The sequence below is a fragment of the Reyranella sp. genome, from assembly GCF_965279465.1.
In the GTDB taxonomy this organism is placed as follows: Bacteria; Pseudomonadota; Alphaproteobacteria; order Reyranellales; family Reyranellaceae; genus Reyranella.
Window position 1 is genome coordinate 5,701,851 of the sequence record NZ_OZ257242.1, and the last position, 13,368, is coordinate 5,715,218.

At 66.3% G+C, this 13,368-nt stretch carries 12 protein-coding genes; 1 reads left to right on the forward strand and 11 read right to left on the reverse strand.

Annotated features, from left to right (window positions below):
* Positions 1 to 17 precede the first annotated feature (17 nt).
* The 11 genes from ACQY8M_RS27875 to ACQY8M_RS27925 form a co-directional block, all read right to left on the reverse strand.
* On the reverse strand, positions 18 to 1,544 hold the full coding sequence (locus ACQY8M_RS27875) for an efflux transporter outer membrane subunit (RefSeq protein WP_428662695.1): 1,527 nt from the start codon (positions 1,542 to 1,544) through the stop codon (positions 18 to 20).
* 1 nt (position 1,545) lies between these two features.
* The gene (locus ACQY8M_RS27880) at positions 1,546 to 4,698 is read right to left on the reverse strand and encodes a multidrug efflux RND transporter permease subunit (protein WP_428662697.1); all 3,153 of its coding nucleotides are present in this window, start codon (positions 4,696 to 4,698) and stop codon (positions 1,546 to 1,548) included.
* Positions 4,699 to 4,709: 11 nt separating this feature from the next.
* A complete protein-coding gene (locus ACQY8M_RS27885; RefSeq protein WP_428662700.1) occupies positions 4,710 to 5,879 on the reverse strand; it encodes an efflux RND transporter periplasmic adaptor subunit in 1,170 nt (389 codons plus the stop codon).
* A 218-nt stretch (positions 5,880 to 6,097) separates the two neighbouring features.
* Complete coding sequence (locus tag ACQY8M_RS27890; protein WP_428662702.1) at positions 6,098 to 6,487, reverse strand: nitrile hydratase accessory protein; 390 nt, start codon at positions 6,485 to 6,487, stop codon at positions 6,098 to 6,100.
* 1 nt (position 6,488) lies between these two features.
* Positions 6,489 to 7,145, reverse strand: a complete 657-nt coding sequence (gene nthB, locus ACQY8M_RS27895; RefSeq protein ID WP_428662704.1) for a nitrile hydratase subunit beta — start codon at positions 7,143 to 7,145, stop codon at positions 6,489 to 6,491.
* The gene (gene nthA, locus ACQY8M_RS27900; protein ID WP_428662706.1) at positions 7,142 to 7,789 is read right to left on the reverse strand and encodes a nitrile hydratase subunit alpha; all 648 of its coding nucleotides are present in this window, start codon (positions 7,787 to 7,789) and stop codon (positions 7,142 to 7,144) included. Before nthA ends, nthB begins: the two co-directional genes overlap by 4 nt.
* 57 nt (positions 7,790 to 7,846) lie before the next feature.
* A complete protein-coding gene (locus ACQY8M_RS27905; protein ID WP_428662709.1) occupies positions 7,847 to 10,009 on the reverse strand; it encodes a DEAD/DEAH box helicase in 2,163 nt (720 codons plus the stop codon).
* Positions 10,006 to 10,338, reverse strand: coding sequence for a hypothetical protein (locus tag ACQY8M_RS27910; protein WP_428662712.1), 333 nt, complete (start codon positions 10,336 to 10,338; stop codon positions 10,006 to 10,008). The genes ACQY8M_RS27905 and ACQY8M_RS27910 overlap by 4 nt, the downstream gene beginning before the upstream one ends.
* Before the next feature lie 77 nt (positions 10,339 to 10,415).
* Complete coding sequence (locus ACQY8M_RS27915) at positions 10,416 to 10,946, reverse strand: DUF6036 family nucleotidyltransferase (protein ID WP_428662714.1); 531 nt, start codon at positions 10,944 to 10,946, stop codon at positions 10,416 to 10,418.
* Positions 10,927 to 11,367: an AbrB/MazE/SpoVT family DNA-binding domain-containing protein gene (locus ACQY8M_RS27920; RefSeq protein WP_428662717.1), complete on the reverse strand. Its 441-nt coding sequence runs from the start codon at positions 11,365 to 11,367 to the stop codon at positions 10,927 to 10,929. The genes ACQY8M_RS27915 and ACQY8M_RS27920 overlap by 20 nt, the downstream gene beginning before the upstream one ends.
* Positions 11,368 to 11,399: 32 nt before the next feature.
* On the reverse strand, positions 11,400 to 12,518 hold the full coding sequence (locus ACQY8M_RS27925; RefSeq protein WP_428662720.1) for a hypothetical protein: 1,119 nt from the start codon (positions 12,516 to 12,518) through the stop codon (positions 11,400 to 11,402).
* Between the two features lie 20 nt (positions 12,519 to 12,538).
* Here ACQY8M_RS27925 and ACQY8M_RS27930 point away from each other — a divergent pair, with 20 nt between their 5' ends.
* Entirely contained in the window at positions 12,539 to 13,333 is a 795-nt protein-coding gene (locus ACQY8M_RS27930; protein ID WP_428662722.1) for a DUF1349 domain-containing protein, read from the forward strand.
* Positions 13,334 to 13,368: the final 35 nt, after the last annotated feature.

Below are 13,368 nucleotides of genomic sequence, written 5' to 3' on the forward strand. Positions count from 1 at the left end.
CCAGCATAGGCGAACGGCTACCGCCCCTGCGAGACCGCCGGTACCGGCGGGCGGCAGCGCGGGCGGCCCGCTTGGCCGGCTCCACCATCGCGGTTCCACCAGCCGCCGCCCAGTGCCTGGAACAGCGCCGCGGTATCGGTGAAGCGCGCGGCCTGAGCCTGCACGCGGTTCAGCAGCGTCTGCTGGTACGCGAGCTCGGTCAGCAGCACGGCGCTGTAGATGATGTCCCCCAGCTCGAGCCGGCGGCGGGCGATCTCGCGGGCGGTCGCCGCCGCGCGCTCGGCGTCGACCGCGGCCTTGAGGGCCAGGGCGTCATACTCCAGGGCGCGCAGGACGTCGGCGACGTTGCGGAACGCAGCCAGCACCGTCGAGCGGTACTGCGCGTCGGCCTGCTCGAGACCGGCCTGGGCCGCCCGCTTCCGCGCCGACAGCGCACCGCCGTCGAGGATGGTCTGCATCAGGCTGGCGGCCACCGTGGAGCCGGTAAGGCCTGGCCCGAACAGCGTGTCCACGCTCAGTGCCTGGGTGTTGACGCCGGCGCTCAGGGTGATCTGCGGGAACTGGTTGGCGATGGCGACGCCCACCAGCGCACCGGCCGAGTGAAGGTTCGCCTCGGCCGCGCGCACATCGGGCCGCTGCTCGACCAGCTTCGCCGGCAGGCTGAGCGGCAGCTCGTGCGGCAGGCGCAGGTCGGCGAGCGAGAACTGCTCGGTCAGAGCTTCGTTGGGCAGCCGCCCGGTCAGGGTGGCGAGCAGGTTGCGCTGCAGCGCCAGCGCCTTCTGCAGGGGCGGCAACGTGGCCTCCGCCTGGGCGACCGCCGCCTGCTGGGCGGCGACGTCGACCCCGGCGATCGCGCCCAGGCTGGATTGGCGCTCCAGGATGCCGAGCGTCTCGCGCTGAGCGGCGATGATGCGTTGGGTGGCCTCGAGCTGGCCACGTAGCGACGCCTCCTGAATCGCCGCGGCGACGACATTGGCGGCGAGCGACAGGTAGGCACCCTCGAGCTGGAAGCATTGGGCCTCGGCCAGCGCTTCGAGGGACTCGATCTGCCGGCGGTTGGCACCCCACAGGTCGAGCGCATAGGTGATGGTGAGACCGGCGGTGAACAGCCCGTAAATCGATCCGCCAGACGCGGGTACCGGCGACAGGGAACCCGGCGTCTGGTTCTGCGACGCGCCCAGGCCGCCCTGAAGCTGCGGGAAAAGAGTGGCGCGCTGGGCGCGAGCATTTTCGCGCGCCATCCGCAACCCGGCCGCGGCGGCCCGGATGTCGGGATTAGCGCTCAATGCCCGCTCGATCAGGCCGTTGAGCGGCGCGGACTCGAAGACGCCCCACCACTGGCCAGCGATGTCGAGGCCCTGCACCAGCCGCTGCGCCTCGCCGCCGGGAATGTTCGTGGCGACGAACTCACTCGTCGTGTCAGGCAGGAACGAGTCGGCCTTGGGCGGATCGGGCGGCGTGAAATCCGGACCGAGCGTGCAGCCGCCCAGCAGCAGCCCACAAGCCAAGAAAACCGAGCGAGGCGGGAGCGGAAAAACCGGCATGTCAGTCCCCGAGCTGCGGCGCGGCGCCGGCTTCGGCTCGGACCGGCTTCGGATCCTTCGTCCGCCGGTCGAAGACCCGGTTCACGACCACGAAGAAGATCGGGACCATGATCAGGGCGAGCACGACGACGGCGATCATGCCGCCCATCACCACGGTGCCGAGAGCCTGCTGGCTCTTCGCGCTTGCGCCGGCCGCGATCACCATCGGCGCGACGCCGAAGCAGAAGGCCAGGCCGGTCATCAGGATCGGCCGGAAGCGCAGATGGCACGCCTCGAGCGTCGCCTCCCTCAACGACTTGCCCTGCGCGCGCAACGATCTGGCGAATTCGATGATGAGAATGCCGTCCTTCGCCGCGAGGCCGATGATCGTGACGATGCCCACCGTGAAGTAGACGTCGTTGGGCAGGCCGCGCAGCGACGCGGCAATGACCGCACCCAGGATGCCGAGCGGCACGGTCAGCAGCACGGCGAGCGGGATGGTCCAGCTTTCGTACAGCGCGGCCAGCACGAGGAAGACCAGCAGCACCGACAGGCCGAGCAGCAGCGGCGCCTGCGAGCCGGAGAGCTTCTCCTGCAAAGACTGGCCGGTCCACTCGTAACCGAAGCCGCGCGGCAGCTCGTCGGCGAGCCGCTCCATCTCGCGGATCGCATCGCCGCTGGTATAGCCTGGCTGCGCCGAGCCGCTGATGCGCACCGACGGGTAGTAGTTGAAGCCCACGATCTGGGTCGGTCCCACCGCCCAGTTCACCCGCGCGAACGAGGACAGCGGCACGAGCTGGCCGCGGCTGTTGCGGACGTTGTAGCCCAGGATCTCCTCGGCCTGCATGCGCGACGGGCGGTCGCCCTGCAGGATCACCCGCTGCATGCGGCCGCGGTTGGGGAAGTCGTTGATGTAGGCCGAGCCGAGATTGATCGAGATCGTGTTGTTGATGTCCTCGAAGGTCACGCCGAACGCGGCGGCCTGCTCGCGGTCGATGATGAGCTCGACCTGCGGAGCGGGCTGGAGCCCTTCGACATAGACATCGCGCAGGATCGGGCTGCGCTTGGCCGCCGCGAGAAGCTGGTCCCTCGCCCGGATCAGGTCGGCATAGCCCTTCTGCCCGCGGTCCTGCAGTCGGAAGCTGAAGCCGCTCGAATTGCCGAGATTGTCGATCGGCGGTGGCTCGAGTGCAGAGATGTCGGCGTCGCGGATGGTCGGCGCCAGCTTGGTGTTCACGTCGCTCGCGATCCTTGCGGCCGAGTCGTCGGCACCGCGTTCGGACCAGTCCTTCAAGGTGATGAAGGCCTGTGCGGTGTTGGCGCCCTGGCCGAGGAAGCTGAAGCCGGTCAGGAACGTGACGTTGTCGACGCCGGGCCGCTGCAGCAGGTAGGATTCGACCTTCTTGATGGCGTCGAGCGTGCGATTGTACGAGGACTCCGGCGGGGTCTCGACGTCGGTGGTGATGAAGCCCTGGTCGTCGATCGGCAGGAACCCGCCGGGCAGCGAGACGAAGGCCCAGCCCACGCCGACGAGCAGAGCGGCATAGACCGCCATGAAGCGGCCCGCCTTGCCGAGCGACCAGGCGACCAGGCGGCCGTAGCCGCTCCGGGTCGCCTCGACCCTGGCGTTGAACCAGCCGAACAGACCCTTCTTGCCGTGATGGTGGCCCTTTTCGACCGGCTTCAGCAGCGTCGCGCAGAGGGCGGGCGTCAGCGTCAGCGCCATCAGGGCGGAGAAGCCGATCGCGGCCACCATCGCCACGGAGAACTGCTTGTAGATGATGCCGACCGACCCCGGGAAGAATGCCATCGGGATGAACACCGAGACCAGCACGAGCGTGATGCCGATGATGGCGCCGGTGATCTGGCCCATCGCCTTCTTGGTCGCCTCCTTCGGCGACAGCCCCTCCTCCGACATGATGCGCTCGACGTTCTCGACGACGACGATCGCGTCGTCGACGAGAATGCCGATGGCGAGCACCATGCTGAACAGGGTCAGCATGTTGATCGACAGACCCATCAGCAGCAGCACTCCGCAGGTGCCGAGCAGCGCGATGGGCACCACGATCGTGGGGATCAGCGTGTAGCGCACGTTCTGCAGGAACAGCAGCATTACCAGGAAGACCAGCACCACGGCTTCGAGAAGCGTCATCAGGACCTTCTGGATCGACGCCTCGACCACCGGCGTGATGTCGTAGGGCACCGCGTACTTGATGTTGGCCGGGAAGAACCTCGACAGCTCCGCCATCTTCGCCTTCACCGCAGTGGCGGTGGCGAGAGCGTTCCCGGTCGGCGCCAGCAGCACCGAGAGGCCGGCGGACGGCTTGCCGTCCTGCCTGGTGTTGAACTGATAGCTCAGCCCGCCTACTTCGATCCGCGCCACGTCGCGCAGGCGCACGGTCGAGCCGTCGGTGTTGGCGCGCAGCACGATCGCGCCGAACTCGTCGGGCGACTGGAGCTGGCCCTTGACCAGCACCATCGCGGAAATCTGCTGGTCGGAATTGCTCGGCTCGACGCCGATACCGCCAGAGGCGACCTGGGCGTTCTGCGCGGTAATCGCCTTGCTCACGTCGTCGGCGGTCAGGTCGAAGCCGACCAGCTTGGTCGGGTCGATCCAGATCCGCAGCGCCCGCTCGGTCGAATAGAGCGTCGCGCGGCCGACGCCGGGGATGCGGCGGATCTCGCCCAGCACGTTGCGCACGAGGAAGTCGCCGAGCCCGACCTCGTCGATGCTGCCGTCGGTCGACTCCAGCGTGATGATCTGCAGGACGGCGCTCGATGCCTCCTCGATCAGGATGCCCTGCTGGATCACGGCGCGCGGCAACCGTGCCTCGACACGCTTGATGCGGTTCTGGACCTCGACGGATGCCGTTCCGGTGTCGGTACCCGGCACGAAGTTGGCGATGATCTCGACCTGGCCCAGCGAGTCGCTGGTCGATTCGAAGTTCAGGATGCCGTTGGCGCCGTTCAGCTCCTCCTCGATCAGCCGCGTGACGCTGTTATAGAGATTCTCGGGCGAGGCGCCGGGATAGCTGGTGCTGATCGAGATCGAGGGCGGCGCGATGATCGGATACTGCGCCACCGGCAGCTGGGGAATCGACAGGATACCGCCCAGGCAAACCAGCAAGGCGACGACCCAGGCCATGATCGGCCGGTCGATGAAGAAGCTCGGCATGGTTCGATCCGTCAGCGGATCGAGGAATCGGCGCGCCGCTCGCTCTGCCAGGGCTGCGGGGTGACCACGTCGCCGGCAACGAACTTCTGGAAGCCGTCGACCACGACTCGATCGCCTGGCTTGAGGCCCTCCTCGATCAGCCAGTTGCCGCTGACCACCCGTCCGAGCCGGACCGGCTGCGACACGGCGCGATTGTCGTCACGCAGGACAAACACTTCGCTCATGCCGGCGTCATTGCGGCGGACCGCCTGCTGCGGGACGGCGAGCGCGTCGGGATCGACGCCCTGCACGATTTGCACGCGGACATACATGCCGGGCAGCAGGTCGCCGTCCGGATTCGGGAACTCGGCGCGCAATGTCACCTGCCCGGTGCTGGGATCGACGGTGGTGTCGGAGAACAGCAGCTTGCCGTCGTGATCGTAGGCTTCGCCGTTGTCGAGCACGAGACGGACCTTGGCCGCTTCGGGGCCGGCGGCCTCGAGGTCGCCCTTCGCGAGCGCGCGGCGAAGCTGGTGCATCTCGGTGACAGACTGCGTGAAATCGGCGTAGACCGTCCTGATCTGCTGGATCGTCGCGAGATGGGTGGCCTCGCCCTGCCCGACCAACGCGCCCTCGGTAACCCGCGCACGGCCGATGCGACCGCCGATCGGCGCCCGGACCGTCGTATAGTCGAGATTGAGCTTCGCCCGCGCGACGTCCGCCTGGCGCAGGGCCACGTCGGCCTTGGCCTGACGCGCCGATGCGGAGGCAACTTCGAACTGGGACTGGGAGGCGGCGCGCGTCGCGACCAGCGCCTCGACGCGTTGGGCCTGACGCGTTTCGTGCTCGAACACCGCAACGGCCTTTTCGAGCGCCGCCGACATCGCACTCAGCTCGACCTGATACGGCGTCGGATCGAGTTCGTAGAGCACGTCACCGGCCGACACCTCGCTGCCCTGCGCGAAGGTCCGGACCATGACGACCCCAGGCACGCGGGCGCGCACCTCGGCAATGCGCGTGGGCGCGATCCGGCCCGGCAATTCGCGCAGATAGGGCCGCGTCGCGGGCACCATCGTCATCACGCCAACGGTCTGGGGGGTGGCTGTTTCGGCCGGAACGGCGCGGCCTTCACCCCGGACAAGGAGGACGGCACCCACAACGCAGACCAAGGCGAAAGGAACGGCGATTCGCAGGGAAATCATTGCCTCGCTTCTCACTGAACGTCAGGACCAGGATGGGAGGCGAGAAGTTCATATCGAATGCAACGCGATTGCAAGCGCAATATGCTGCGATGCAACACAAAGACGCAGAAGTCCAAAAACCGCCTTCAAGCCCTTGAATCGAAACGGAATGGCCCTACCCGGCCGGGGCGAAACCAATCGAGCATGACGTGCTACGGGAGGGCGCTCCGCCGCGAATGCTAACGGACAAAGTCGCCGGTCTTCAGCTCGATCGGCTGACCGTGCGGGGTCCGCGCGGCGGCGCGTTCCCAGGCGTCACGATAGGTCGTCAGATCGGACCGAGTGGTCACGGCCTTCTCCGCCATCATGCGTTCCAGCGTCGCGAGCCAGTGATGGTAGTAGGTTTCGCCGGTATCCGGATCGCCGGCCGCCTGGGCAGCCTTGATGGTTTCGCCCAGCATCGTCGCCCACTCGCTCCATGCGAAGAGGCCCCTGGCATGCAGCGCCAGCGTCATGGCAAAAGCCTGCGCCTGCCATGGCTCCCGGAACACCGGCCCCTGCGCGTCGGACGGCAGGCCGGGATTGGCCTCCAGCGCGCTTTGGGTGGCGTCAGGATCGATCGGGGTCATGTCAGGCCGGCTCCAGGTAGGGCTCGAACGCCTCGACCGAAACCTTCAAGGTCGGATCGGCATCGCCGCCCCACAGGTCGCGACCGTCGAAGCGAACTGTGTAGAGCCATTGCGGATTTTCACCGCCGCCCGTCGCCGCGCTGTCCGGAAAAACCTGGCAGCCGTGCAGCCGCTCGACCACGCCGACGTGGCCGCGGACATAGCGCGGCAGGCGCGTGTGCCCCCTGGGATGAATGTTCCTGGCAAGAACCCGATCGCCCGCGGCGAATCGCGCGGGCGCAGGCTCAGGCCGGGTGAAGCTGCCGCGACGGCTGATCCGATCGAGGTTCGCCACGGTGAACTTGCCCTTCGGCGGCGTCTTGCCGGGGCGAAGTGAGTGACCGGCCGCGATTTCGTCGGGGTCGGCGTAGCCATACTCGACCAGTGCCCATTCGCAGCGCGCCAGCCAGCGATGGTAGTAGGACGTGAGGTAGCGATGCGGTGGCAATTGCTCGATGCCATAGCGGCCCTGGTCGATGTTCCATCCTCCGATCGCGCCCATCACGCGACTCGCGGCCATGACCTGGCCTTCCCATTTGCCGTGGAAGACCGGTCCGCTCTCGTCGGGATCGACCGTGCCGAAGCCGTCCATTCCGCCCATATCGTGAATGCCGTTCATGGCCGGTCTCCTGCGGGTGTGCGCGGCAGGCCGGTGCCGATCATCGAATCGCGCGTCACCAGTTCCGCGAGTTGCTCCTCGCTCCAGCCTTCGGTGCCCGCGGGGCGCTCGGGCAGGACCAGGTATCGGACCTCGGCGGTCGAATCCCAGACGCGGATCTCGGCCTGCTCCGGCACGGTCACGCCAAACTCGCGCAGCACTGCACGAGGCTCCTTCACCGTGCGCGAGCGATAGGCGAAGGACTTGTACCAGACGGGCGGCAGGCCCAGCACGTCCCACGGGTAGCAGGAGCACAGGGTGCAGACGACGATGTTGTGCCGATCGGGTGTGTTCTCCACCGCCACCAGATGGTCGCCGACCCTGCCCTCGTGGCCGAACGGCGCGGCGGCCTTGCTGGCGTCGGTCAGCAGCGCCTCGCGGAAAGCAGGATCTGTCCAGGCCCTGGCCACGATGCGCGCGCCGATATGCGGTCCGATCTTCGTCTCGTAGGTCTCGACGATCGCGTCCAGCGCCGCGGGATCGGTATAGCCCTTCTCGATCAGGATGGTCTGGAGCGCGCGCACGCGCAGCTCGGTTTCGGAGAGGTCGGAGGTCTCGCCGTGGTCGTGATGGTGATGATGCCCAGGGTGATCATGCGTGCTCATGACCGCCATAAAACCAGCCGCACGGCCGCCTGAACAGTGGCAATTGCCGGCACCGCATCACGCGCTCCTGCCCCGCAAGCTGTCGGCAAGCGCGGAAAGTACGTCGGCCAGCTGTCTTGTCGTCTCCGGGGGCGGTAGCGGCATCTTCAGGCTTCTGGAGCCGGTGGCAGCGTCCCGCTCGATCCAGGGATGCGCCGCCGCGTTCGGGCTGCCGGCGGTCGCCAGGGCCGCAACGAATTGCGCGCCGATCTGCATCAGGGCCGGCCACGGGTTGGGAGCGGTATCGAGCGGCGGCGCTCCGGTCCCACCATTTCGCGCGACGGCGTCCTGATCTGTATCGCTTCCGGTTGCCTCATCCAGAGCGTCATCCAATGCGCCGTCATCGACGGCAACGACATTCGCCACTTCCTCGGCCGGTGCCACCGCCTCGCCCTCACCCATGTGGCCCGTGACGTTTTCCACGTCCTTCATGAAGCGGGTGAGTCGCGTTCCGCCGAGCAGGATCTCGCCGTTGCCGCCGTCGAGAATGCCGGCCGACAAGGAGCGCTTGAACGCCAGCACCGAGAGCATTCCCTCCTCGATCGTGCCCTTCGACACGAAGTTGATGATGCGCACCGGCCGCGACTGCCCCATGCGATGGATGCGCGCAATGCGCTGCTCGAGAACCGCAGGGTTCCACGGCAGGTCCATGTTCACCAAGGTCGACGCGCGCTGCAGGTTGAGGCCCGTGCTCCCGGCATCGGTGGACAGGAACACGCGGCAGGTCGGGTCGTCGCGAAACCGCTCCACCAGCGCCGGCCGCTTCTCCGACGGCACGCCGCCATGGAAGCTGACGTAGCCCAGCCCACGCGCCTCGAGACGGCGGATGACGATGTCGTGGGTCCGCGTCCATTGCGAGAACACCACCGCCTTGGCCTCCGGGTCGGCGAACAGGTCATCGAACAGCGCCGCCAGCTCGTCGGCCTTCACGCCATGGTCGGTTTCCTGGTCCAGAAGATACGTGCTGTTGCAGGACATGCGCATGTTCTGCAGCGCGCAGGTCATCCGGCGTTGATCCTTGTCCGACAGGAACCCGGTCCGGCGCCAGCGCTGGACGATCTTGGCGACGATGTCGGCGTTCTCCTGATGATAGCCCTGCTGCGCCTCGGTCATTGGCACCAGCAGGTTCTGGTCGGTCCGGCTCGGCAGCTGCCGCAGCACCTCGGACTTGCGCCGGCGGATCATCACCGGCGCCAGCGTCTCGCCGATCGTCTCCAACCCTGTGTAGCCGACGACCCTCCCGCTATCGTCCGTGACCTGATGCTCGTAGAGCAGCTTCCAGGTCGGCCCCAGCCGGTGCTGGTCGACGAACTGGACGATGGAGATCAGCTCCTCCAGCTTGTTTTCCAGAGGCGTACCGGTGAGCACGATGGCGTAGGTGCTGTCGATCCGCTTCAGGGCGCGCGCGGCGATGGTGTTCCAGTTCTTCACCCGCTGCGCCTCGTCGACGATCACCAGCTCGGGCGCCCAGGCCGCGATCAGGTCGAGGTCCGGTTTCAGTTTCTCGTAGTTGGTGATCTTGCAGAAATCGTCCAGGGCGTAGTCCTTCTGCCGCTGCGCCCGGCCGCCGCCGATGACGCGCGCTGCGCCTTCGCCCTGCCGCCCCGTGAAGCGTGCGATCTCGCCTTGCCACTGGTACTTGAGCGAGGTCGGGCAGATCACCAGCACTTTCGAGACGCCGAAATGGCGGGCCAGCAGTTCCATGGCGGCAATCGCCTGGATGGTCTTGCCCAGGCCCATGTCGTCGCCGATCAGCGCCCGGCCGGCGCGCACCGCAAACAGCGCCCCCTCCGCCTGATAGGGATAGAGCGGCACTTTCAGCAGCGACAGAAGATTGGGATCAGCAGCGGCGCGCGGGAACAGCCGCTCGAGCTTCGCCACCCGCCGCTCCGCATCGCGCCATGCCGCAACGAATTCGAGCGCATCGTCATAGGCGCGCAATTCGTGATCGCCGTTCGACGCCGTGGCGAGGAAACGCTCCAGCTCGCCGAGGCGCTCGTCCGGCAGGAGCCCGCCGTTCTCGAAGTCGAACAAGCCGGCGGCGGCCTCGCGCACAGCCGGCGGGCAATCCGTTCCAGCGCGGAAGTACACGCGGCGCCGGCCGTCGTTGCGCAGATAGAGCTCCGAGAATGGCGGCTGATAGCCGCGGGCGAACGCCGTTTTGGCGCCGCGCCTCTTCAACAGCTGGGCAAGCGTGAATTCGAGGTGCTTGCACGTCCCCAAACCGCTGGTGGAATAGTCGGGACACGAACAGAAATTGCCGCCCGGACCGCGGCCCCGAATCGCACACGATAGCTGGACTTCGAAGCCGGATTGCTGACCCGGAACTCGGAGAAGAACGGGTCGCTGCCCAGATTCTCGAGCCCGAAGGCCTGCTCGCGGCCGAACTGGCGGCGCAAGCCTCGTTGCCACGCCAGCAACGAAAGGTCGTCGGGCGCACGACTGCGCGAGAGCTTGGGTTCCTTGGTCGGCTTGGTCGCGGACTTCGACTTTCGGCGGTCGGATTTCATGGAAGTGCACTTCGTTGAAAAAGGATCTCCCGTGAGACATCGATCCCGCATCTCATGCCCGTTTCCCCGTGCCGACGCTATTTGGATAATTCGAAGTCGCTCGCAATGTCGGCGAGAATGCGCTTCCGCACCTCCGCCTCGACTGGCGTCAGATCGACGAGCGACAGCAGTCGTTCCCGCGAGACGAGACCACGGCGGGCAAGTTCGCGCGTGAAGATGAGATCTTTTTCACGGCGCGCTGCGTACTTCGCGATAGCGAGATCATGTAGCTCGAGGCACAGTCCCTTCACGCCGTGCGTGTTGCCTGGCTTCAAGTTGACCAATCTGTTTTTCCAGCCCTTGGGCAGCTTTGCCGCCGTTTCATCGACCGGATCTGCGTAAAATCCAAACTCTTGGTGAAAGGGCGAATCAACGCCGATCTCGTTCAGCAATTCCGTCTGATCGCGCTTTCTCAGCACCATCAGGTCAACCTCGACAGACCGGATAATGTCGTCGGGCAGATCCGGATACTTTCCGTGCAGCGCCTGGCTGCCGATGATCACGAACTGCTTTTCGCCCGTGATCTCGCCGGCGGCGCGCAGAACGTGGTCAAGCTGTTGCTTCTTCACGAAGTCTCCGGACTTCCGTCTGCGGCAGGAGGCCAACAAACGGCATCGACTGGCGCAGCCGGACGGCATTGTCGTCGCGGCCCAGCATCGCCGCGAAAAGCTCGCCGTCGTCGCCCCGCGTGGCAATGGCTTCCCACTCGTCATACGCCGATACCCAAGCCCCCTGCCGGCGCCAGCGATGGAGATTGGCCATGGTCTGCGCCCGTATCTCGCGCGGCGTGAACTGCCGTACGACCGCCAGCGCAATCGACCGCTTCAGCTCATCCAACGCCTCGTGCGACAAGCTGGGGCGTGTCGCGGGACGTATGCCGACTTCGGTCAATTCGAGCGCATCGCCTTCGCCCACACCCCAGGCATCAAGCGTCGCCTTGGGAACGATGACCCCAAGAGAGTTACCAATACGCCGGAGGGACAGCTTCATGTCGATATTATAACTTGTTATAACATCGAAAATCAACGCGGCTTCGCGCCGATGACGATCCGGATGGCAGCTTCCGTCGGCCCGGGCGTTTGCGGACCATCGAGCATGCCGCGAAACCGGCTCCAGTTCGCCGGCCAGTCGCCCTTGGTCACGTTGAAGCCGGCCGAGCGGAGGGCCTCCACGAGGGTGGACGCCGCCTCGTTCGTCGCGGAGTCGCTGCCTTCCTTGATGAGCACGACCACCCCGAAGATCCCCGCCACGCCGGTCCATGTCCAGGTCCCCGGCGCCCAGCCGGCATCGCTGAGATAGGCCGAGATGGCCGAACCCACGGCCTGGGCGTCGGATATCGGCTGGACAACGAACACGGCCGCTTTCGTGCCGGCATATTTCCGCAGGCTCGCGACGACCGGCGACGGCTGCAGTTCCCGAGTTGCCGCAGCGCTTTCAGGAATGCCCTGCCCCACGCCCTGGCGCGGCGCCTGCGGCGCGGAGTCTGCGGTACGCGAGGCAGCCTCCCTGACGAGCTTCCCCAAATCGGCCAGTCGCTGCTGGATTTCCGCTGTGTCGAGCTGCGGCGTCCGCACCTTCTCGCTGGCCGCTGCGCTCTCGCGAGTCGTTCGTGACGCCCGCTCGTTGGCTTCGCGGGCGGTCTGCTCGAACGCCACCGCACGCTCGCGCGCCGTAGAGGCGTCCTGTTCGAGCGCCGCTGTCCGCGCGCGCATTGCAGACAATTCCTGTTCGAGCGCTCCTGTCCGCCCCCGCGCGGTGGAGACTTCCTGCTCGAGTGCCGCCGCCCGTCCCTGCCGCGCAGAGACTTCCCGTTCGAGCGCTGCCGTCCGCTCGCGCGCCGCAGATACTTCCTGTTCGAGCGCCGCCACGCGATCTCGTGCCGCGGCGACATCCCGCTCGCGCTGCAGGGAGTCCCCCTCCATGGCCTTGTATCGATCGAGAGCGGCTTGCTCTTGGGCGCGCACGGCACCGTTGTAGCGGAACGACAGCCACGTCGTGATACCGAGCGCCACAACGGCCAGGATGACGGCAACAAGGCTCACGATCACGGCTTTGTCCATGAACGCCGCCCATCCCCGAAGCTGATCGATATCCATGCTCATTAGCTTGTTGGAGCGCATTCCAGGGACGGTGGTCGTCATCGTTCTCTGCCTATGCGCGCGTGATCGAAGCCGGCAATGTATCGCTTCGCTGTCGTGCGTCGCCGATTTTTAATCAACAGGCATCGAGCGCCAACCGCGGGGAGCAGTCACCGCGCCGCAGTGACAAATTAGTGGCGGCCAAGGACGTTGCGCTTTCGAGTGCACGGTTTGCAGGGGCCAAGCATCATGCTCCTCCCCATCAACTTGATTGCCGGCAGTGTCGCCAGGCTGAGGCTGGAATGTTCGATCGATGCGAGTGGCGCAATGAACCGGCGCAATGGAAGCTGTCGCGAGCCGGCCTTGAGGTCGTCACGGACAACGCTACCGACTTCTGGTCCAAGACGCACTACGGCTTTACGCGCCACAGCGGGCACCTTTTCGGATACACGGCGACGGGCGGGTTCACCGCAAGCCTCCGCGTCCGCGGAAAATTTGAAAGCCTGTACGACCAGGCCGGGCTCATGGTTCTCATCGACAACGACAATTGGATCAAGGCGGGCGTCGAAATATCCGATGGCGAGGCAATGCTCAGCAGTGTGCTGACGGTCGGCTCCTCGGACTGGGCCACGGGCGCGTTTCCCGGCGATGCTTCCGATTTCTGGCTGAGGGTCACCGTGGACAACAACGTATTGCGCCTTCAGGTCTCTACAGATGGGAGACGTTGGCCGCTGGTCCGGCTTTGCCCGTTCCCTCCGGCACCGCACTACCTTGTCGGGCCGATGTGCTGTACCCCGGAGCGCGAAGGGCTCTCCGTCCTGTTCTCGGACTTCACGGTCGAGCCTCCCAGCCAAAAGGCTCTGCACGATCTCACGTAGCCCCGCTACGATTGTCCCGGCCGCAGATAGCTCAC